19 protein-coding genes, 1 tRNA gene and 1 pseudogene are annotated in these 20,012 nt (G+C 53.8%); 12 read left to right on the top strand and 9 right to left on the bottom strand.

Annotated elements, in window-relative coordinates:
* Nucleotides 1-463 (bottom strand): annotated as a pseudogene (locus tag HMPREF3039_RS07245) (hypothetical protein); the annotation flags it as partial.
* 101 nt (nt 464-564) lie between these two features.
* Here HMPREF3039_RS07245 and HMPREF3039_RS13770 point away from each other — a divergent pair.
* Nucleotides 565-747: a hypothetical protein gene (locus HMPREF3039_RS13770; protein WP_147549830.1), complete on the top strand. Its 183-nt coding sequence runs from the start codon at nt 565-567 to the stop codon at nt 745-747.
* Here the strand turns inward: HMPREF3039_RS13770 and HMPREF3039_RS13765 are convergent.
* The 3 genes from HMPREF3039_RS13765 to HMPREF3039_RS07230 all read right to left on the bottom strand — a co-directional run bounded on the left by HMPREF3039_RS13765 (nt 734) and on the right by HMPREF3039_RS07230 (nt 3,215).
* Nucleotides 734-889 (bottom strand): hypothetical protein, encoded by a 156-nt coding sequence (locus HMPREF3039_RS13765; protein ID WP_156469856.1) that lies wholly within the window; start codon nt 887-889, stop codon nt 734-736. The genes HMPREF3039_RS13770 and HMPREF3039_RS13765 overlap by 14 nt on opposite strands.
* 138 nt (nt 890-1,027) lie before the next feature.
* Nucleotides 1,028-2,017, bottom strand: a complete 990-nt coding sequence (gene galE / locus HMPREF3039_RS07235) for a UDP-glucose 4-epimerase GalE (protein WP_067570304.1) — start codon at nt 2,015-2,017, stop codon at nt 1,028-1,030.
* A gap of 16 nt (nt 2,018-2,033) precedes the next feature.
* Nucleotides 2,034-3,215: a UDP-galactopyranose/dTDP-fucopyranose mutase family protein gene (locus HMPREF3039_RS07230; RefSeq protein WP_231863872.1), complete on the bottom strand. Its 1,182-nt coding sequence runs from the start codon at nt 3,213-3,215 to the stop codon at nt 2,034-2,036.
* 124 nt (nt 3,216-3,339) lie between these two features.
* Here HMPREF3039_RS07230 and rsmA point away from each other — a divergent pair, with 124 nt between their 5' ends.
* Genes rsmA through HMPREF3039_RS07210 form a run of 4 tightly spaced genes read left to right on the top strand, consistent with a single transcriptional unit; the run spans nt 3,340 to nt 6,341 of the window.
* On the top strand, nt 3,340-4,692 hold the full coding sequence (gene rsmA, locus HMPREF3039_RS07225; protein ID WP_067570302.1) for a 16S rRNA (adenine(1518)-N(6)/adenine(1519)-N(6))-dimethyltransferase RsmA: 1,353 nt from the start codon (nt 3,340-3,342) through the stop codon (nt 4,690-4,692).
* A 14-nt stretch (nt 4,693-4,706) separates the two neighbouring features.
* Nucleotides 4,707-5,162: a hypothetical protein gene (locus HMPREF3039_RS07220; RefSeq protein ID WP_067982321.1), complete on the top strand. Its 456-nt coding sequence runs from the start codon at nt 4,707-4,709 to the stop codon at nt 5,160-5,162.
* 22 nt (nt 5,163-5,184) lie between these two features.
* Nucleotides 5,185-5,448: a hypothetical protein gene (locus HMPREF3039_RS07215; protein WP_067570298.1), complete on the top strand. Its 264-nt coding sequence runs from the start codon at nt 5,185-5,187 to the stop codon at nt 5,446-5,448.
* A 56-nt stretch (nt 5,449-5,504) separates the two neighbouring features.
* On the top strand, nt 5,505-6,341 hold the full coding sequence (locus tag HMPREF3039_RS07210) for a hypothetical protein (RefSeq protein ID WP_067570296.1): 837 nt from the start codon (nt 5,505-5,507) through the stop codon (nt 6,339-6,341).
* Nucleotides 6,342-7,502: 1,161 nt separating this feature from the next.
* Here the strand turns inward: HMPREF3039_RS07210 and HMPREF3039_RS07200 are convergent.
* The gene (locus tag HMPREF3039_RS07200) at nt 7,503-8,840 is read right to left on the bottom strand and encodes an MATE family efflux transporter (protein ID WP_067570294.1); all 1,338 of its coding nucleotides are present in this window, start codon (nt 8,838-8,840) and stop codon (nt 7,503-7,505) included.
* Between the two features lie 140 nt (nt 8,841-8,980).
* On the bottom strand, nt 8,981-10,780 hold the full coding sequence (locus tag HMPREF3039_RS07195; protein WP_067570292.1) for a TrkH family potassium uptake protein: 1,800 nt from the start codon (nt 10,778-10,780) through the stop codon (nt 8,981-8,983).
* A gap of 202 nt (nt 10,781-10,982) precedes the next feature.
* Here HMPREF3039_RS07195 and HMPREF3039_RS07190 point away from each other — a divergent pair.
* Nucleotides 10,983-11,069: transfer RNA gene (locus HMPREF3039_RS07190), tRNA-Leu, on the top strand.
* Nucleotides 11,070-11,315: 246 nt separating this feature from the next.
* Nucleotides 11,316-12,524, top strand: coding sequence for a protein kinase domain-containing protein (locus tag HMPREF3039_RS07185; protein WP_082770158.1), 1,209 nt, complete (start codon nt 11,316-11,318; stop codon nt 12,522-12,524).
* A 15-nt stretch (nt 12,525-12,539) separates the two neighbouring features.
* On the opposite strand, the gene HMPREF3039_RS13760 is transcribed toward HMPREF3039_RS07185, so the two are convergent.
* A complete protein-coding gene (locus HMPREF3039_RS13760; RefSeq protein WP_156469855.1) occupies nt 12,540-12,698 on the bottom strand; it encodes a hypothetical protein in 159 nt (52 codons plus the stop codon).
* On the opposite strand from HMPREF3039_RS13760, the gene HMPREF3039_RS07180 reads away from it, so the two are divergent.
* Nucleotides 12,666-13,340 carry a vWA domain-containing protein gene (locus tag HMPREF3039_RS07180; RefSeq protein ID WP_067952030.1) on the top strand — a complete coding sequence of 225 codons (675 nt, stop codon included), beginning with the start codon at nt 12,666-12,668 and terminating at the stop codon, nt 13,338-13,340. The genes HMPREF3039_RS13760 and HMPREF3039_RS07180 overlap by 33 nt on opposite strands.
* Nucleotides 13,341-13,633: 293 nt before the next feature.
* Entirely contained in the window at nt 13,634-14,698 is a 1,065-nt protein-coding gene (rhuM, locus tag HMPREF3039_RS07175) for a RhuM family protein (RefSeq protein WP_067570288.1), read from the top strand.
* A gap of 131 nt (nt 14,699-14,829) precedes the next feature.
* Here the strand turns inward: rhuM and HMPREF3039_RS07170 are convergent, their stop codons facing one another.
* Together HMPREF3039_RS07170 and HMPREF3039_RS07165 are read right to left on the bottom strand one after the other, a co-directional pair.
* Nucleotides 14,830-16,416, bottom strand: a complete 1,587-nt coding sequence (locus HMPREF3039_RS07170; protein ID WP_067570285.1) for a serine/threonine protein kinase — start codon at nt 16,414-16,416, stop codon at nt 14,830-14,832.
* Between the two features lie 9 nt (nt 16,417-16,425).
* Nucleotides 16,426-16,782: a hypothetical protein gene (locus HMPREF3039_RS07165; protein WP_067570283.1), complete on the bottom strand. Its 357-nt coding sequence runs from the start codon at nt 16,780-16,782 to the stop codon at nt 16,426-16,428.
* 82 nt (nt 16,783-16,864) lie between these two features.
* On the opposite strand from HMPREF3039_RS07165, the gene HMPREF3039_RS07160 reads away from it, so the two are divergent.
* The 3 genes from HMPREF3039_RS07160 to HMPREF3039_RS07150 all read left to right on the top strand — a co-directional run bounded on the left by HMPREF3039_RS07160 (nt 16,865) and on the right by HMPREF3039_RS07150 (nt 19,800).
* A complete protein-coding gene (locus HMPREF3039_RS07160) occupies nt 16,865-17,455 on the top strand; it encodes a hypothetical protein (RefSeq protein ID WP_067570281.1) in 591 nt (196 codons plus the stop codon).
* Nucleotides 17,456-17,839: 384 nt separating this feature from the next.
* The gene (locus HMPREF3039_RS13310) at nt 17,840-18,853 is read left to right on the top strand and encodes a DUF4339 domain-containing protein (protein WP_082770157.1); all 1,014 of its coding nucleotides are present in this window, start codon (nt 17,840-17,842) and stop codon (nt 18,851-18,853) included.
* A 26-nt stretch (nt 18,854-18,879) separates the two neighbouring features.
* Nucleotides 18,880-19,800 (top strand): ankyrin repeat domain-containing protein, encoded by a 921-nt coding sequence (locus HMPREF3039_RS07150; protein ID WP_067570278.1) that lies wholly within the window; start codon nt 18,880-18,882, stop codon nt 19,798-19,800.
* Nucleotides 19,801-20,012 lie beyond the last annotated feature (212 nt).

The raw sequence follows: 20,012 nt of genomic DNA, 5'->3' as shown, positions 1-20,012 counted from the left end.
GCTTCATGCGGTCGTTCAGGTCGCACCGCTTGGACACGATGCCGGGAATGCCCCCTCCGTCTCCGTCTCCGGTCCCGATGCCGAAACCGTCGCCGATGTCGATGCCCGTGGAAAGTTCCTCGGTGGGGATTTCTACGTCAATATCCGGATTCACCACGGCCACGTCCGCGGAAGCTACGGCGGCAATGACCTTCACCTGGGCCGCGGCGGAGGAACTGCTGGGCCGCTGGGTGGTCTGGGTAACCTCCGGAGTGTCGATGTCCGGATTGTCGCCTTCCTGGGTGGCGTAGGCGACCATGGGGGGATCTTCCGGAATGGCGGCGATGATGTGCACCAGGTAGAGCAAAAGGCCCATCAGGGCGACGCCGAGAAAGGAAACGGAAATGGCGGCAGCCAGGGTCTTGGTGCGCTGCTTTTTCAGTTCCTCGAGGGCTTCGTCGGTACTTTCAATGTGGAGGCTCATTCAGTGGAAAACTATTCGCCCGAAGTATAGCGAATATCCCCCGCCGGGGCCGAGCTTAAAAAGCCTGGTTTTGTCATGGTTCGCATGATGACCAGATGTGCATGAAAAGCTTCCTTGTAATAAATGCATTGCGCTTCCCGGCTTCTTCCCGGAGAAAGCTTTTCCGCCTTTCCGGTGCTGCGGTTATTCCGAATGGCTGCATTTCGCAGGACGGCCCTGCGTATGAATCATCGGGCGTTTTTCATCCGGAATATCTGCAGGCGCCGTTATTCACGGGTTTTTGAGGTCGCCGAAACAAATGATGAGTATCACGGGAATGACGACATAGATGAACGCCATGACGAGGAAAGCGCCCAGCGCTGCCTTCCACATCTCCCTGCTGCGCTGCCTTTCCAGTTCCTTTAGCGCGTTTTCAGTGCTTCCCATGTGCAGGCTCATATGAAATCCCTTCTTCGGGCATTTTCCGTAAGGATAATGGTTTTTCCCCGGTGGCGGCAAACAAAAAATCCCCGCCATGAAGTCCATGGCGGGGAGAGAAAAGAATGATATCCACTGAGAATTAAATCAATAATGGCCGCCGCGCGGACCGGTCATCCACTTCCAGGCCGTTTCCACGATTTTGTTCGCGTCCTTGCACTGGGCTTCCCAGCCGAGGATTTCCTTGGCTTTTGCAGGATTGGCGATCAGGCGGGGCGGATCTCCTTCCCGGCGGGGGCCGTAGCGGACGGGAATCTTCTTCCCGGTGACTTTTTCAGCGGTTTCCAGAATTTCCCGGACGGAAAGCCCCAGGCCGGTGCCCAGGTTGAAACACTCCGTAGAGCCCCCCTTCATCAGGTAGTCTACGGCTTTCAGGTGGGCGTCCGCCAGATCGTCCACGTGGATGTAGTCCCGGATGCAGGTACCGTCCGGGGTATCGTAATCCGTTCCGAAAACTTCAATGTATTCCTTCTCCCCGGTCAGCGTCAGCAGGATGTTGGGAATGAGGTGGGTTTCCGGTTCGTGGTCTTCCCCGATGAGGCCGTCCACGCTGCATCCGGAGGCGTTGAAATAGCGAAGGAAAACGCTCTTGAGGCCCCAGGCGCGGTCGCAATCCTTGCATACCTTTTCCAGCATGTACTTGGAGCTTCCGTAGGGATTGATGGGGTCCTGCTTCTCCGTTTCCGGAATCGGAATCTGGGTGGGAACCCCGTACGTGGCGCAGGTGGAGGAAAAGACGAAGCGCTTGACGCCGGCCGCCTGCATGGCGCCCAGAAGGACGAGCGGGCGCGCGATATTGTTCATATAGTACTTGAGCGGATTCTGGACGGACTCTCCCACGTTGATGTAGGCGGCGAAGTGGATCACGGCATCAAAATTGCCTGCCATCAGGAGCGGATACACCACGGAAGCATCGCCCAGGTCCCCTTTGACCAGCTTCACTTCCGGATCCACGATGGCTCCGATATGTCCATATACCATGTTGTCCAGGACGGTTACGTCAGCGCCCGTCTTCACGAGCTGGCGTACCGTGTGGGAGCCAATATATCCGGCGCCGCCGGTTACAAGTACTTTCATGATCTTATCAATGCTGTTAAGCCGGGTTGTCCCTGCCTCCGGCCAGGGCGTCCGCACATTCCAGGGCCTGAAGAACCACCTGGTCCATATTCAGGTAACGGTATTGTGCCAGACGCCCGATAAAAGTGACATGTTTCTCCCGTTTTGTCAATTTGCGATATGCCTCCGCCAATTGTTCCGAAACCCCGGAAGGGATCGGATAATAAGGTTCTTTTTCAGGCGTCCAGGCATCCGGATATTCCCGGATGACGGTGCTCCCTTCCACCTGCTGGCCCGTGGCGTGCTTGAGTTCCACGATTCTGGTCCAAGGAACGGCCGGGTCCGGGTAATTCACCTGCATTTCCGGCTGCCAGAAGCCTTCCTTGCCGGAGACGGGAAGACGTTCCTCCAATTGGTCTGCGGAGAAATGCTCCCTCTCGAACCGGAGGCTGCGGTAGGGAAGGTGGCCCAGGGAATAATGGAAATAGGCGTCCAGCGGGCCGGTATAGATGAGATGGTCCCAGGTGATGCGCTTCTTCACTTCTTCAAAGGAGGTGGAAGTGAGAATCCTGATCAGGGGGGAGGAGGACATGCGCCGGAACATGGCGGCATACCCGTCCCGGGGCAGGGCCTGGAAAGACTCTTTCAGGTAGGAATCATCCCTGTTGGTGCGGATTGGAATGCGTCCGCAGACGGAAGGGGCCAGCTCCGTGGCGGAAACGCCCCACTGCTTGAGCGTGTAGGGAGCAAAAAACAGGCGGTACAGGGTCTTTCCCGCGGTACGGAGCATGAGTTCCTCCGAATTGGCGGGCGGCCCGTCTTCCGGCGTCCGCTCCCGGTCCAGCCATGCGCGGAACTCCTCCTCCGTGCATTCGCGGCCCATCAGTTGTTCAAAAGTGCGCAAATTGACGGGGAAGGACCAGTAACGGCCCTTCGTGCAGCTTTGCACTCTGTAGCGGACGGGATGCCAGTCCGTGAAACGGCTCAGGTAGTTGACGACGCGTTCGCTGTCCGTCCTGAAATAATGGGGGCCGTAGGGGTGGACCAGCACTCCGTGTTCGTCCTGCATGTCGTGGCAATTGCCGCCGATGTGGTCCCGGCGGTCGATGACCAGGCAATCCTTCCCCAGCCGGGCGGCGATCTGCTCTGCGGCGGTCAATCCGGCCAGCCCGGCTCCCACGACTAGAAAGGATGCGTGCATGGAGGCAGTATAACCCATATGCCAAAATGCGGACCAGCTTTTTTCCTTGATATTCCGCTGTTTTCCGGAAGGCCCCTTTTCATGCCGGAAACTGCCCCGCTTTTTACTGGTCCCGGATGTATGTTTTTGAGAACATTGCCGCATGAAGCCGGTTGAGATCAGGAATGTTCTGGAAGAACACGACGTGCGCCCCAGCAAATCGCTCGGGCAGAACTTCCTGACGGACGAAAACGTGGCCCGCTGGATTGTGGACCAGCTGGAAATCCAGCCGGAAGACTGTGTGGTGGAAGTGGGACCGGGAACCGGGGCCCTGACCGAACACGCCGCACCGCTCTGCCGCAGGATGGTCCTGGTGGAATTTGACGCCCGCCTGGCGGAATACCAGAAAAACCGCTGGGCCGGAGATCCCCATGTGGAGGTGCACCACGCGGACGGCGCTTCCTGGGACCCCCGCGGACTCTTTGCGGAAGCTCCTGTCAAATTCCTGGGTAACCTGCCGTATTCCGCCGGAGGGGCCATTCTGCAAAACTTTCTCTCCCGGCCCAGTCCCGTGGAACGGGCCGTCGTGATGCTCCAGAAGGAATTCATCGACCGCATTCTGGCAACTCCGGAGGACGACGCCTTCGGTCTCCTTTCCCTGCGCATCCAGAAAAACTGGATTCCCCGCGCTCTCAAGACCATTCCGCCGGAAGCGTTCCATCCCCGCCCCCGGATTGACTCCACCGTCATGCTCCTGACGCCCCGTCCGGTGCGCGAATTGCCGCCGTATGACGACCGCCTGATGGACGAGCTGATGAGGAAAGCCTTTTCCCAGAGGCGCAAACAATTGAAAAAGCAGCTTCCGCCTTCCCCTCCGTGGGACGAAGTAGCCGCTTCTCTGGGAATATCTCCGTCCGCCAGGCCGGAGGAACTGAATCTGGCGCAATGGGTGGACCTGGCGCGGGCTTATGACTCCAACCCTCTCAAGGACGTGGCGCAGAGCGGAGACGAACTGTTCGACGTGGTGGACGAACTCAACCAGATGAGCGGAACGGGAACGCGCCGGGAAATTCATGAAATGGACCTGCGCCACCGTGCCGTGCACATGTTCCTGGTAAACAAGCATGGAGCCGTGCTGCTCCAGAAAAGGTCCATGTGGAAGGACAGGCAGCCGGGCAGGTGGGACTCTTCCGCCGCCGGGCATCTGGACGCCGGAGAAGATTATGATCAAGCGGCCGTCCGGGAACTGGAAGAGGAACTGGGCGTGACCGGCTGCGAATTGCGGCGAATTGCGGACTTTGACGCCGGAGAAAACAACGGCTGGGAATTCGTCGCTCTCTATGAAGGCCGCTATACGGGCAGGGTGCGCTTCCCCGCCGCGGAAGTGGACAGCGTGCAATGGTTCACCCCGGAGCAAATCCAGGCATGGGTGGAACGCCGCCCGCAGGACTTTTCACCCGCATTCATTCCATGCTGGAATGCATGGCTGGCCGCGAACAAAAAAGCATTATCCTGACTCAAACACATATCATGATTAACCCTGATCAATTATCTCCGGAACAGGTCCAGTCCATCAGGGACTGGGCGGAAGAAGGCCTTGACCTGAACGCCATTCAGAAAAATCTGCATGAAAAACTGGGGCTGAAGCTTACATTCATGGATACCCGTTTCCTGCTTCAGGACTTGGACATCCACCTCAGGCAGCCGGAACCCGCCCCCCAGCCGGAACAATCCGGAATGGAAGCCGCCCCGGCTCCTTCTCCCCTGCTGGGCAAAACCCAGGTGAGCGTGGATGAGGTGACGCCGCCCCATGCCCTGATAGCGGGCAAGGTACTGTTCAAGAGCGGCGCCCAGGGCGTATGGGACATTGACCGGACGGGCCGCATCAACTGGGACGCCACGCTGGGAGAACCCACGGCGGATGACCTGCGCGAATTTGAAACGGAACTCCAGTCCGTCATCCGCAGCCGCATGGGCGCCATGTAACAACGCACCGGAAGCGGGAACGATGGAAATACCGGATGAAATGATTGAAGACCTGCTGCCCGCCGTACGGGAGCAGCTCTCTGCACCGGAAACGGCGTATGTCAAAGGCTGCCTGGAACGGCTTACGGGAAAGGAAAAGCTGGAGGAGCAGGAAGCGCTGGAACTGATAGCGCAGGCACTGGCTGTCGTCATCAATGAGATGGTGGTGGGCGGCCGTCCTTTTGACTCGGAGAAATACAGGAGCCTTCTGAAAGATTTGCCGCTCCTTCCGGATGAGTCTCCGTGATAAATCTCGACAATCTCCGGGATTAATTCATAATCCATCCTTTCACTTGAAATTTTATGGCTAAAAAACCATCAGAAACAAGTGCTCCGGAAGCGTCCGCCGCCCAAAAGCCGGCTACCCGGAAAACTGCCGCCAGAAAGGCGGCGGCTCCGGCTAAAAAGACTGCCGCCAAGGCTGAAGAAAAGCCAGCTGACGCCGCTTCCGTAGAAGCACCCAAAACCAAAATCAAAACGGTCAAATCCGCCGCGAAAACCGCAGCCAGGACGAAAACCGTGAAAGCCGCCAAAAAGACGGCTGTCAAGGAGTCCCCGGCTGCTGAAGCGGCCCCCGCTCCCGCCAAAACCCAGGAATCCGCCTCCCCCTCTTCTCCCCAGATTGAGAAAAATGCAGTTTCCGAACCGGTAAAACAGCCCGAATCCGGCTCTCCGGTCAAGGTCAAGCGCGAATCCTACCGCCCGAACCGCAATCAGGACCAGCAGGAACGCCATGAACAGCATGGAAACGAACCCTTCGCCCAGCCGGAAACCGTGGGAGGAGGCTCCGACACTCCTTTCAACAAGCGCAAGCGCCGCCGCCGCAACAAAAAAGGCAACGGCGGTGCCGACGACCGCCAGCCTGCCATGCAGGATACGGCGTCCCTGAAAAACTTGGACGGCAAGAAAGTCGCCGCCCGTGCGTGGAAAATGTTCCTGGCTGAAGTCTCCGAAGAAGGCCTTGCCCTGATGGACGACCAGACTGCCCGCGAAGCCGCCCGCCGCGCCTTCCGTTGCGCCGAATTCTTCATGATGGAGGAATCCCGCCGCAAGCAGAGCCTGAAAGCCGCTTCCCAGCAGGGAAGAAACGCTTCCCAGGAAGAAGACCGGGACGCCGAAGAGGCAACCGGGGAGGAATAAAAATCTCCTGCTTATATTTTCGCTCCGCGGCTGCGGCCGCGGGGCTTTTTTGTGCGAAAATCCGCAATAGGCCGGGATTTTGCAATGGCGGGATAGAGCTATTCTGGGCTGCGTCTTTTCCGGAAACTCCTGCCGTAAGGCCATTCATAAAAAGAAGGCCTCTGTTTTACGTAGAAGGGAAAAGTCCGTTGAGGGATTCACGATTATTCAGGCGGGAAAAGTGGCGGAAAGATCTGCCAAAATCTCCTGGGTGCAGCAGGGATAAAGCGGGATGATTCATCATGATGCTGGTCATAAAAACGCATCTGGAGCAGAAACAAATGTTTTCCTCCCTCCTCATTGACGGAGGCCACGATGCTTCTCGTTCCGAGCACATATCCGCATCAACGCAGCTATTCGTACCGTACATAATAACGGACTCCCTCACAGGAGCCTTTGTATTCGAATCCGTAAGCCCGCAGTTCTTCCTCTGCTTCCTCTGCCGGAAAAACGTCCTCCCTACCGGGAACGGTGGCTCCCAGGAATGTTCGTCATGGTTCCGGACAAGATCGGCGGCATCATACGCCGTCACCTAAATGCCACAAGGAATGTACGCCGGATAGAGCAGAACCTGGGAAAACGCACCCTTCCAGCTCGGCTTTTTTGCCAGGCTCATGTACACGAGTCCGACAAACACTACTCCCGTGCATGCCGGCAATGCCTGCAATACAATGTTCCCAAACGTGTAAATATTCCCGGAGCGGCCTCCTTCCTTAAAGGGGCCGGAAAACCGTCATAGGACAGTCGAATGACCGTCTCCGTCGGCAAACTCCACTCCTTGCGTTCGGTCGCCAAATCATCCATGAACACATTGATGCGTCATAAACAGGTAGAATTATCTGTCGCCCGGAATACGTATGTCACCTGGTTTCCGGAACACAGGGAGGCCCAGGAATTCCTGTGGCCGTCCGGCGGTTCGTACCACGTTAAATCCGGATGTGACTCGGTGCATGTCGCTCCGGGGCCATCGTAATCCGGATCATGAATCTGCCGGTACGGCAAGTAAATGCTGCTCAAAAGCACAAGGACAGCAAACAGGGGCCAGCCGCCTTGTTGCAACCATTTGAACATGGGGCATCCGTCTTTCATCGTTTTCCGGGAAGCGAAGGGATGCCGTTGCCATCAAACCTTCTTGCCGCGCCATCTGCCGCTCTTGAGGTACCACCATGTCAGGGAAATGAGGACGAGTCCGTAAATATGTTCGGAAAACCAGCAGAGAGCCACGTCCGGCTTGAGCACGATGACGCCGTAGTAAACGGCGACCGTATAAACGGCTAGCGTGATCATCTCCATCACGAATCCCGCCCTGGTGTTTCCCGTGCCGGAAACGGCATTGAACAGGATGAAGGCGGGTGCCGAAATCAAGGTGGAAGTAGCCATGACGTAAACGGAAGGAATGCTGGCCGCAATGAGGGAGGGATTGTCCGTGAAAATCCTGAGAATGGGTTCCGGGAACAGGCACAGGATAATCAGAAGCGGAATCAGCAGCGCATAGGTAAGATTCAGCGTCATCCCGCAGGTCTTGAACAGGAAGCGCTGTTCTCCGGCGCCGATCTGGTTGCTGATCAAAGCCCCCGCCGTGGTGGCGAATGCACTCATGACCATGATAAGCATGGCTGCCATGTTGCGCACGATATTGGTGACAGCCAGGGGGCGTTCCCCCAGGTGCTCAATCGCCAGGAAGAAAATGAACCAGACGGAAACGGAAATGAAGGACTGCACCATCGTCCACCCGGAAATGGACAGCATACCCTTCAGCAACTGGGGGCGGAACGTGAACGCCTTGCGGAAGCCGTACTTCCTCTTGTCCGCCGTGATGCCCGTGTAAATGATGAAAAAGGCCAGGGAAACGGCTTCCGCCACGCTGGAGGCTATGGCTGCCCCCGCCACACCCATCGCCGGAAATCCGCCCTTGCCGAAAATGAGGCAGTAATTCAGCACGACGTTGCTCAACAGCATCACGATGGAATTGACCGTCAGGATCTTCGTCTGGGTAATCCCCACGTAGTAGGAGCGGAACATCACGCACAGGAAGGAGAAGAAAACGCCGTAAGTACGCCAGTGCAGGTACTCCATGGTAGCTCCGAACACCTGCGGAGATTCAATGGCATGGCCCAGGATGGACGGGGAAAGGTACCGGGAGGCGAAGAAAAGCAGGAGCGCCAGGGCAAGCATGAAATAACAGCCCTGGATCATTGTGGGTGCGATGCGGTTGTACCTGCGCTCCCCGTTGCGGCGCGCAATGATGATTTGAGCCCCGAATCCGAACCCGAACGCCAGCATGAACATGGCCATGTAATACACCCCGCCGAGGGCGCAGGCGCCCAGGGCCACGTCCCCCACGCGTCCCAGGAAGACGGCGTCCGTCAATCCGATCATGTGTTCAATAATCAGGCTGATCATGAGAGGATAGGACATGAGCCAGATTTTGCGGTAGGAGACGGTGGAAGGATTATTCATAACAAGAAGGCCTGCCGTTATTGCTGTTTGCCGGGCCAGGCGCGGAGAGTCCGGCATTGTTGATGCAAACCGGGTGTTTTCAAGAGGGAACTGCGTTTGTCATCCGTGTATGACACGGTAAACGGATGTTTGACGGCGCGTCAACTCAGGGGAAGCCTGGTTTCCGGATAGCGGATGGGCGACTTGGAGGGCTGCTTCATGAAAGCCAGCACGAAGGCGACCATGCCTACGCGTCCCACGATCATGTTGAACACGATGATCCATTTGCCCAAATCACTGAGTTCCGGAGTGACATTCCAGGAAAAGCCGACCGTGGCGAAGGAGCTGACCACCTCGAAAAACAGGCGTTCCAGGGACAGGTCCGGTTCCGCGAAGCACATGACCATCGTCATCATGCCCACCCACGCCCCGGCCAGGATAACGGTGATGACGGCGCGTTCCACTACGCTGCGGGCAATGCGCCGCCTGTGCATCACGACGTCCTGTTTCCCTTGCAGGATGCGCGCCACCTCTCCGCAGGAAACGGCAAAGGCGGTTGTGTGCACGCCTCCCGTTGTGGAACCGGGATTTCCGCCGATGAACATGAGGGCGGAAAGAAACAGGGCATAAGGCACGCTGTTGAGCGCCATGTCGGAAATGTTGAACCCAGCGGTGCGCGCCGTGGCGTTGAACAGGCTCTCCCAGAGAATCCAGTACCAGGGGTCGGACGAATTAAACAGGCTCCCGTCGATCATCTTGATCAGAAACAGGACAAGGCCGCCGCCCAGCACCAGTGCCGTCGTCATGCGCACCACCAGCCAGCTGTACGTGGACCAGTGGCGGCTGACCGTATCCCGGCGGTCCCAGCCCAGGGCCACCCTGGCCCTGCGGACAATCTCCAGATACATGGCAAAGCCCAGGCTGCCGCACAGCACCATCACCATGATGGTGATCTGGCCGCCCATGTTGTAGGCCACGTCCGGCGTAGCCAGATTGTCGGCAAACAGGCTGAACCCTGCGTTGCAAAAGCCGGAAACGGAATGGAACACGGCATACCACCACAGCGTATCTCCTTCCAGCCCGGGAATGCCGCGCCAGGAAAAATAAAGAGCCACGGCCCCCAGGGCTTCCACACCGAACGTGACGGCAATAATATTCTTGATGAACCGGTCCACCTGGGTAATGCCCTCCTCGTCCAGAAGATTGCTGATGGTCACCTTGGAGCGCAGGGTCAACCCTTGGCCCACCATTAGGGACACAAAATAGGTGAACGTCATGATCCCGAACGCGCCGATCTGGAACAGGGCCAGAAGAATAGTCTGGCCGTAATTGGTGAAATGCTCGTGAACGTTCAGGGGAACCAGGCCGGTCACGCACACGGCGCTGGTGCTGATGAAATAGGCATCCGTAGGGGACAGGGAAATGCCCTCCTTCGTGGCGCCCGGAGACATCAGCAGGGTCCCCCCCAGCGTAATGAAGGCGATCAGCGTAATCAGAAAAAGCAGGGCAGGGCGGATGCGCGGCATGCGGAATCCCCTCTTTCTGCGGGCAATGCGGAAAAAATACTCCTTCAGGTTCAGCAGAGGAGCCGCTCCATAGCAAAGGCACAGCGCACGGAAAATGTTCTGAAGCTCTATCCTGGAAAAAAAGGCGGAATTCGAATAATTCCCGATCAGCATGACGAGAATGAGAAGCCCCATCCCAAGTTCCACCCAGCGCGGGTTCCGGATGGCCTTGGCGAGCCATTTTTCACGGAGAATCCCGATCACTCCCGCCAGCTGCCCGAGGACCAGCAGGGAAAGAATCTCCCGGAAATAGCGCAGGGAAACCTGGTCTTCGTGAATAGCGTCAAACCCGTTCAGCCACAGAAGCCACATCAGGGCGCCCAGCGTGCACATGCCGAACGCCAGTTCCATGATCTCGAAACGGTTTAAAACCGGTTTTTCCCTGTTCTCATTCACAAATCTGAAAATGGTGTCCTCTGAATGCCGTCGGAAGCCTACTGCATACGGAAGGATTTGAGAAGCCCTTATATCGTTTTCCGGGCGGCATGGAAGGGAACGGAAAAAGACGTCCGTAAAAATATTTTTCCGAATACACGCGAAAATGGTTGCAAAGGAGCCCCTCCTGTGCATAATGACTCCCGTTCTTACCAAACCATGTGCGCTCGTGGCGGAATTGGTAGACGCGCTAGATTCAGGTTCTAGTGGAGGCAACTCTGTGAAGGTTCGAGTCCTTTCGGGCGCACCATATAACCCCTTTTAAGTTAACAGCTTGGAAGGGGTTACTTGTTTCAGGGGGAGTTCGTGCAAATTTCATCAAACGGCCCCAATCTGTGTACAAAGTGTGTACACTTTCAGGGCGTTTTTACCCTTATTCCACAAGGCGTTTCTGTCATAAAGATAGCACAATGGGCGGCCCATATGGCCGCTTTGTAAAACAGAAATCTAGGGGGTTATATATAATTGATACAATACCAATATATTGTGTTAATTTATGTCTATCTATACTTTTTCTCATCAGGTAAGGCGACTGGATGAAACGCTCTGCGGCAATGGCAGGAAGTATTCGACCGGAGATGTTCTGTTCTCAGGTCGGGGGAAACGAATAGCTCTGGGAGAATCTATTGCAGAAGGCGGTGAAGGTTCCGTCTTTGCTGTCCATGTAGCATCGGCATCACCACTCGTAGCGAAGCTCTATCATTCAACGCAACGGATGCGTTGGCGTGATCAGAAGCTTCAGCTGATGTGTTCCCGCCCCATACGTTCCCCGTGCGTGGCATGGCCGTGTGAGATCCTGTACGACGAACTACGGCGTTTTGTCGGCGTACTGATGCCCCGGGTGGACGGTGTTCCGCTCGGGGCTTTCGCGTTTCATGCGGAGCTACTGAAGAAACAATTCCTCTCATGGAACCGTTACGATCTAACCAGGCTATGTCTGAACTTGTCGGAATCAGTCCACTCGTTGCACCGTTACGGTATCGTTCTGGGTGATCTGCATCCCGGTAATGTGATGGTTTCTACTGATGGCTCCGTCTGCTGGGTGGATGCCGATAGTTTCCAGATCGAAGACTATCCCTGTTCGGTTGGCACGGAACGGTTCCGGGCACCGGAGCTTCGCGGTAATTACGGAAACTTCCTCCGTACCCGAAGCCACGATGCCTACGCCCTGTCCGTTCTGCTCTTCATGACATTAACTCTCGGCCTGTCTCCCTTCGCTCGGCAAGGTAGTGGAGAAGACATGCAGGAAGCCGTCAGGAAGGGAGTACTGCCATACCCGTTTGCTTCGTACAAACCGCCGCCGGGAATTTACCCGCCCGATACGCCCGGACGTTATGTCTGGTCGTATCTCCCCCGCAAGCTCCGCGACGCACTGGGTCACAACCTCACCTGTGTCCAGCGTCGCGATTTGCGTCCACGCGTCACGCTGGGGTATCTGGCGCGTTGTTTGCAGCAATACCTCAGGGATATGGAGCCGGGAGGCAGAAGGGATCATCCCATGTACCGGGATCTTCTGTACGACCGTCCCTGTCCGCCCCGAAGTCTGCTGGTACAGATGACACCCAACATCTGTACGGACTGCGGGATTCTCTTCAGGGAAGCTCCTGACGATGTCGCACGGCGTTTACGACAATCTCATACCCGTCCCCTGTGCAGGCTCTGCATCAGGCGTCGCAGTGCGTTGAATCAGGCCTCCCGAAATTAACCACCAACCATTAATTCAAATCATCATGTCCACATCATTGACAAATCCACCAAACAGGAACAGCTCGCCGCCCTGCGAGAATTCAGTAATAACACCAACGCCCGGCTTCCCGTTCTCTTCCTGCTGGATGCCAGCAGCAGCATGAACGGCATTGTCCGGGGTGACAACCAACACATCCTCCGTCAGGAACACTCTGACGGGATCAACTGGAATATCGTCACGGGAGACAATCTCGTTACCCGGATAGACGAACTCAATACCGGGCTTCAACGGTTCATTAGCGACATCCTCGCCGATCCTCTGGCAAAACTGACCGCTGATGTAGCGGTGATCACATTCGCTCGGACAACGACGACAGTGAAAGAATTCGGTCCGATCCGGGAATCAGACTCAAAGCTCAAAATCACCGCGTCACAGGAGAATGAAACGCTCCTTGGCGAAGCCATTGAACTGGCTCTGACTGAACTTGACAGCCGTAAACGTATCTATCGGGCACACGGGGTGGAATACTATCAGCCCTGGCTTGTCGTGATGACGGACGGCGTGCCTACCAGCGCCCGGCACCGGGAGCTGGAGGAACGATTGAAGGAACTGACGGCTGCCCGCAAGCTCAGCGTGTTCGTTTTCGGTATCGGCCGCGCTGATCTGTCGGAGCTTTCCTGCATCAGCCCGGGACGCCCGCCCATGCTGGTCAACGATCAGAAGTTCACAGAACTTTTCTCATGGTTGAGCCGAAGTGTCCGCATGGTCAGCATGTCTGTGCCGGGTAACGGGGTATCGTTGACTCCGCTCCCGGAGGATGTGTGGCAGGTGTAGGGCTGGCCACATCAGGAAGTCTCTCTCATGGAGGGGCTTTCTTTTAGATAGCCCACAACATGAATGGTGTTATCTCCACTATTTCATGTTTATGCGTTTTCCTAAAAGAACGGTTGGAGTTATTTCAAGAGATATTCCCATGGGAGCGATTCCTTTTGATGAAAGTCGTCGGATGATGGGAGCTTTGAGCTTTTCATGCATGGCGGTTTTGCTATGCTCCATTGGGCTTGTTGTTCCAGAATGACTGCTGTTATTCGGGTTGCAATATGGATTGATCGAAAAGAAGACAAGGTATGACCCATCTGCCGACAGAAGATGAAACCCCGGTTCCCGGAGAGTTGTTATTGTATACTTCTCCGGATGGCAAAATCCGTCTGGATCTTCGCATCCATGATGAGACGTTGTGGATGACTCAGCAGATGATGGCTGAACTGTTCCAGACAAGTAAACAGAACATCGGGCAGCATGTTGCGAATATCCTGCAAGAAGGTGAGCTTCAAGAGGATGGAACTGTAAAGAATTTCTTTACAGTTCGATTCGAAGGGGAACGGAGAGTAAAACGTTCTGTTATCTTCTACAACCTCGATATGATCATTTCCGTTGGTTACCGGGTGAATAGCATACGGGGCACTCAATTTCGCATATGGGCGACCCAGCGCCTGAAGGAATACATGATCAAGGGATTTGCCATTGATGACGAACGCTTGAAGAACCCGCCGATTCCCGGAACGACACCGTTGCCGGACTATTTTGATGAATTGCTCGAACGTATCCGGGACATTCGTGCCAGCGAGCGGCGCATGTACCTGCGTATCAAGGATGTTTTTGCCATGGCGGCTGACTATATACCGTCCGGAAAGGAAACGACAGAGTTTTTCAGCTCGATTCAAAACAAGCTGCACTACGCTATTACCGGACATAGTGCCGCAGAATTGATGATGATGCGCGCTGACGCATCAGTGCCCAACATGGGGTTGACCAGCTGGGTGGGTGATCGGGTTCACGCCAGTGATATAACGGTAGCAAAGAACTATCTTAAAGAGGAAGAAATCAGCGATTTCAATCGTTTGACTTCTTTGTGCCTGGACTTTGTGGAAGATCAGGCAAAGAACCGCCGTGAGATATTCCTGCATGAGTGGGAAAATAAGCTTAACGAGCTGCTTCTCCTCATGGGGCGACGAGTAATGAAAGGTAAAGGGGAAAGATCAAGGAAGCAGGCTCAAGCACATGTCCGGGAACAATATCGCCTTTATGAGGAACGTCGCAGATTATCAGACGAACAACAAGCGGAACAGGACTATGTGAAAGAACTGGAGCAGGATATCAAAAAGCTGGAGAACAAGAAGGGTCGCAAATAATTTTCACTTCCAGGCCGTTAAACGCTTCAGTATATGGTGATGTATTTTCTTTGAAGAAAGCAGCAGTATTCTGTTGCCACACTTTTTGATTCTCTGTCACCCATTATTGACAATGGCTTGTTGACGCATCGTCATTCTTGAGAAACGGGTAATTTCTGTGCCCGTTTCTCGGCTATGTTCATCAGGAAGCTCATTTGATCCGTGGAGTCCTTACTGATAACATCATTCAACTTCCAGAAAAATTCTGCGAGTTGAGCATCATTGCATTCTTTCTGAATTCTGTCTTCCATGGCAGGAAGCAATAGTTCCTCCTCCCTGGTTTCAGCCGGATGGGCGGCAATGACATTATCAGTGATATTTGACAGGGGTAGTCGGACTTCGTTGAGATACCCCTTATTCAGTTCATCACAGGTTGTCCCCCATTTTTTCATCAATGTATCATATCTCTTCCCGATGATGTCGAGGTAATCCATGGCGTCATTGTAGGTCGCAAGGGAAAGAATCTCCTTTTCCAGCTCCTGTTTCAATTCATCCATCTCCTTGCGACACTGGCGTTGCGCCGTCTCAACCTTCCTTTCGTATTCCTTAACCTTGCCAAGATAGTCATCCAGTTTGTAGTAGGTTCGGATTTTTCTGTATAGGGCGTCCTTGAATTCTTGAGATGGCTTGGCTGCCCATTGTTCGGACGGATGGGATGCAGAAGAAGGAACGTCAGTCCGGGACGACTGTTGCCATAGCCATACGCCGGCAAGTACAAGAATGATAACGGCAACAGTGACTGCGGAGAAAACGGATTTTCCGGAAGCTCCCGTTTTCCGTAATCCTCTGGACTTTCCCTGTTGCAGCCATTCCTTCCACTGTCCGGATGTCTGACAACGCTCTTCAGGCCTGAGCCGCAGGTTCCTGTCAATGGATGCCAGCAATTCCCGGGGCCATGGCTGGGAAAGAGCCATGCCTGAGAGCGGGGCGACATCATCCCGCATCAGCCTCCTGTCGGCCGGTTCGACGGAAATTCCCGACATCAACTCGTACCAGGTAGCGGCCAACGCATAAAAGTCCGTCCATGGACCGATTTCGCCTTTTCCAGTGATCTGTTCCGGGGAGGCGTATGTGTATGAAAACTCTCCCTGAGTGATCGTACAGGTCACTTCCGGCTTGTTGAGCGCCGCCCCGAAGTCGATCAAAACAGGCAGTCCCCGTTCATCAAAAAGGATGTTGCCGGGCTTGATGTCACGATGGTAGATCTCCTTGCCATGGAGATAGTCCAGCCCATCCAGCAGGAGCAGGAGCCACTCGTCGGTTTGTTCCGGGGTCATCGTACTCTTTCCGGAAGCAGCTTCATCCATGCGCTCCCGCAGCGAACCGCCTTCCACCCACGGCATCACATAGAAGATGCTGCCATGGGACTCGAAAACATCGTAGACCCGGACGATGCGTTCATGGTTCAGGGAAGCCAGGGTCTGCGCTTCCTTGCGGAGTGAATCCATAGCCGTCCGGTAAGCCTGCCGGGACGTATGAGGCAACGGGATGATCTCTCCTGTAATCGAATCCCGGCTGCATAGCCCCAGAGGGAAACATTCTTTGAGAACGATGTTGCGTCTGAGCTGGCTGTCCCAGGCAATGTAGGTGATGCCGAACCCTCCCTGGCCCAGTACCTTGAGCAACTTGTAATTGCCCAGCAGAGTTCCCGGAGGCAATGCGAAGCCGGAGGCGTCCATACAATCAGATCAAGCAAGCGGGGGATTGCCGAGCCTCGGCACTTCGTCGGCCAGGAACTCCTTCAGGGTCTTGCCCTGGGAGAAGGCTTTTTTCTCAAGAACCTTGCGGGTATCCGGGTCGAGTTTCAGGGTAATCAACGTCTCCTCTTCCACCTGCACCCGGCTCGGGAGAGTCATCGGGAGCTGCTTGATGAGTTCCCGGATGATGTGTTCCTTGGCGGCGGGAATGGGCTTTTTCGCCATCCAGTTGCGGACGGTCGCTTCCGTGACGAAACATCGTTCGGCGAGCCATGCGTAGTCAAAGTTGTTGGCTTTGAGCCACAGCTTGACGTTCATTTTCAGCTCATCCTGGTTCACTCCTGCCATGTTTCGGAATGTAGCACTATCGCTCAGGAATGGCAATACGGTTATATAACATCCCTATTTTTGAGATTGAGGTGAGATTTTCATGTTGACTAAAATCGTAAAAAGGAGATATACAGGCAATGTAAACGAGATGCCGGCAATGAAAAGTATCATCCAGTTCACCTGTCCCCAATGCGGAGGCCATCAACTGATGCTCGTCGAACGGGCCATGCACCGTTCTATCGTCCAGACTCTGGAAACGGACCGACAGGGAGAATTGACTGTCGGGAACAAGGTTCTGGTGGACGATTTGTGCGGAGAACCGCTGGGGTATCGCTGCGCGGACTGCCGTCATCCGGATTGCCATGGTCATGATTCATCGGAAGGGTTTCAATGGCATTCTCTGGAGGAGGTGCAAAGCGCCGGGGGTATTATCTGGCCGGACGGGATGGAAACGGTAGAGCATCGGTGCATGGTTTGTTTTCCCGACGGGAAGATGACGCCTGTGATTGTCGAGGTCGTTCATCCCGGAACTCTCACCGAGAAGGAACGCCGCACCGTTCTGGAACGTGAACGAGCAGCGCATGGCATTCTGATCAGCCAGTCGGATTCCGGGATCCGAACGTTGGCCTGCCGCAACTGGAAGCGGGTTAAGAGGCATATTCTGCAACCGACTTCATCTATTCCGGAATAAGACAGATTTTATCGCTTCGGTTCAACAACTATAAAACGAAAGGAAATAATATGAAGAAATGCATAACAGGCGGCATTGCCGCACTTATTACGTTGACGGTCATCTGCATGATGGCCGGTCAGTCACAGGCCTCCTCGCATCAGCAATCTGTAGGGGACGCCATTTGCCATCAACAGAACCAAGGGGTCATCGTTTGCCCCGGATGCCAGGGCAAAGGCAACATCGGAGGTCAGAAATGTCAGCGCTGCCAGGGGAAAGGTATCCTTAAATCGAATGGTATGCCTCTCTAAGAGTCATTAGTGGGAAAGGTGTTGCTTTTAACTCCAAACGATACCTTTCGCACTCTCTTTTTACATATTAGTCGCATAACAATCATTGAAATTTATGGATAGCAAACAGTATTACATCACCCTCCCGGATAAAACACAGGAAGGCCCGTATGATGAAAAAGCTCTCATTGCCCGGTATCAAGCGAGCAAATATCCGGAAGGCACGCTTGTATGGTGTGAGGGGATGGCTGGCTGGATACTCATTGAAACAATGATATCGAGTGTAGAGAAAATAACAAATGAGGAGAGAGAAACTACCGATTGCAAACCGAATACACCTCCTCTTTCCGCCTCTATTCCTCCAACACCGCCAATTCCTTCCATTCCCGATAATTTCAAGAAAGAGTATTATGTAGTGGATTATGATGGCAATAAACAAGGGCCATATTCTTTAGATGAATTGAAGAACTTTGTAAAAATAGGAAAGTTATATGGCTCCGAATTAGGGTGGAAACAGGGTATGACAGATTGGGTGTCTCTGAATGATATTCTAGATATTCGCCCTGTCACTTACTATATGGAACCTCAAAGCTGGGTTGCCTGTAGTTTTTTCTGCGCCTCATCAATCCTGAGTATAGTGTCAACCATAGCATTCAGTGATCGCAGTTACGGTGCTTCCATAATCTTTTCATGGGGTTCCATATTGACTTTTTTGACGGCATCCATCTTACTATTGATCAGACTGTTCAAAGCATGGAAAGTATTGCAGAATATTTCCGGTCGTATTCGGATCCCTTCTCCCGGTCAGGCTATAGGTTTTCTTTTCATTCCATTTTTTAATTTTTATTGGGGATTTGTTGCATTTTGCAAAGTCAGTTCATTAGGAGATAAGCTTCTAAAACGACCCGGAAGCATTCAATTATGGCCATTCTTAACGTACTGTGTTCTTAATATACTCGGGTTATTTGTCCATGGTGCGTTAAGAGGAGCGGCCAGCCGGAGTAGCTTTGAGAGCTGGCTGATCATTGGCAGTATAATTTCCACAGGATGTTCTGTTTGTGCTATATTTATGATCTATTATATCAATAAATTGATTTCTAAATATCATAATACAAAACTTCCATGTTAACAGTTCGTTAATTTTATCATAAACTTATGAAGAAACATATAAATTCGAAGATATATCGAATCGGTCACGTTGCGATTCTTCCGTTGATTTCCGTATTATTCCTTTCCTCATGTGGAAAATCCGACAATCCGGAAGCCAATAAAAGCGATTGGAAAGGAAATACGGTCCTCATGAAGGCTGCCAAAAATGGTAATATTGACTGGATAACTGAATTGCTCAATGACGGAGCACGTGTAGATACTAAAAACCAGGATGGAGAAACGGCTCTCATGTTGGCTGCTGAGAATGGGCATACGGAATGTGTGAAAATATTGCTAAAAAATTGGGCTGACGTGAATGCAAAAGATGAGGACGGAAAAACAGCCCTCATGTTTGCCGCCTCTAATGGAGATGCTGCCAGCGTAAAAGCATTGATAGAAGCCGGGGCAGACGTGAACATGAAGAATAACGGCGGATGGACGGTTCTCATGAAGGCTGCCGAGAATGGGGATGCCGGGATCGTTAAAGAACTGTTGAAAGCTGGAGCGGACATGAACGAGAAAAGGAACGGCGGACAGACTGCTCTCTGGTGGTCTGCTATGAATGGGCATGCGGAATGCGTGAAAGTATTGCTAGCGTACGGAACAGACGTAAATGTGAAAGATGAGAATGAAGAAACGGTTCTGATGACAACAGCCTTTTATGGGCAAATAGAATGCATGAAAGTACTGCTAAAATCGGGGGCAGACGTGAATATGAAGGAGAACAAAGGACGGACGGCTCTTATGTATGCGGTTATACCTTCTCCTAGTCATAAACGTGCGGAATGTGTGAGAGCATTGTTAATAGCCGGGGCGGATGTGACGGCAAAAGATAAGGATGGGAAAACAGCTCTCATGTTGGCCGCCAACTCTGAGGAGAATGCGGAATGTGTGAAGATGTTACAGGAAGCAGAGGCTATGAAGTAGCGTTGAAATAACACCTCTTCCACCGTCATATATACCAGACACAGGGATTACCTGCCTGTCATTCTTCACAAAGCCGCCATGTTCCCGATCCCGGGCATGGCGGCTTTTCTGTATTCACCCATCAACAAGGAAAGAACAACCATCATGGCTATCAAACTCATCGCCAACTACAGCAAACGTCTCGGACTACCGGGGTACTCCTCCCATCAGTT

The sequence above is a fragment of the Akkermansia sp. KLE1798 genome, from assembly GCF_001580195.1.
In the GTDB taxonomy this organism is placed as follows: Bacteria; Verrucomicrobiota; Verrucomicrobiia; order Verrucomicrobiales; family Akkermansiaceae; genus Akkermansia; species Akkermansia biwaensis.
This window is presented reverse-complemented; position numbering and strand designations above follow the sequence as displayed.

Excerpts from the sequence above, each read along its gene's own strand:
- galE (WP_067570304.1), bottom strand. The coding sequence starts at position 2,017 with ATGAAAGTACTTGTAACCGGCGGCGCCGGATATATTGGCTCCCACACG.
- HMPREF3039_RS07230 (WP_231863872.1), bottom strand. The coding sequence starts at position 3,215 with ATGGGTTATACTGCCTCCATGCACGCATCCTTTCTAGTCGTGGGAGCC.
- HMPREF3039_RS07180 (WP_067952030.1), top strand. The coding sequence starts at position 12,666 with ATGAACGGCATTGTCCGGGGTGACAACCAACACATCCTCCGTCAGGAA.
- HMPREF3039_RS07165 (WP_067570283.1), bottom strand. The coding sequence starts at position 16,782 with ATGGCAGGAGTGAACCAGGATGAGCTGAAAATGAACGTCAAGCTGTGG.
- rhuM (WP_067570288.1), top strand. The coding sequence starts at position 13,634 with ATGACCCATCTGCCGACAGAAGATGAAACCCCGGTTCCCGGAGAGTTG.
- HMPREF3039_RS07185 (WP_082770158.1), top strand. The coding sequence starts at position 11,316 with ATGTCTATCTATACTTTTTCTCATCAGGTAAGGCGACTGGATGAAACG.
- HMPREF3039_RS13770 (WP_147549830.1), top strand. The coding sequence starts at position 565 with ATGAAAAGCTTCCTTGTAATAAATGCATTGCGCTTCCCGGCTTCTTCC.
- HMPREF3039_RS07160 (WP_067570281.1), top strand. The coding sequence starts at position 16,865 with ATGTTGACTAAAATCGTAAAAAGGAGATATACAGGCAATGTAAACGAG.
- HMPREF3039_RS13765 (WP_156469856.1), bottom strand. The coding sequence starts at position 889 with ATGGGAAGCACTGAAAACGCGCTAAAGGAACTGGAAAGGCAGCGCAGC.
- HMPREF3039_RS07200 (WP_067570294.1), bottom strand. The coding sequence starts at position 8,840 with ATGAATAATCCTTCCACCGTCTCCTACCGCAAAATCTGGCTCATGTCC.
- HMPREF3039_RS07220 (WP_067982321.1), top strand. The coding sequence starts at position 4,707 with ATGATTAACCCTGATCAATTATCTCCGGAACAGGTCCAGTCCATCAGG.
- HMPREF3039_RS07210 (WP_067570296.1), top strand. The coding sequence starts at position 5,505 with ATGGCTAAAAAACCATCAGAAACAAGTGCTCCGGAAGCGTCCGCCGCC.
- HMPREF3039_RS07150 (WP_067570278.1), top strand. The coding sequence starts at position 18,880 with ATGAAGAAACATATAAATTCGAAGATATATCGAATCGGTCACGTTGCG.
- rsmA (WP_067570302.1), top strand. The coding sequence starts at position 3,340 with ATGAAGCCGGTTGAGATCAGGAATGTTCTGGAAGAACACGACGTGCGC.
- HMPREF3039_RS13310 (WP_082770157.1), top strand. The coding sequence starts at position 17,840 with ATGGATAGCAAACAGTATTACATCACCCTCCCGGATAAAACACAGGAA.
- HMPREF3039_RS07170 (WP_067570285.1), bottom strand. The coding sequence starts at position 16,416 with ATGGACGCCTCCGGCTTCGCATTGCCTCCGGGAACTCTGCTGGGCAAT.
- HMPREF3039_RS07215 (WP_067570298.1), top strand. The coding sequence starts at position 5,185 with ATGGAAATACCGGATGAAATGATTGAAGACCTGCTGCCCGCCGTACGG.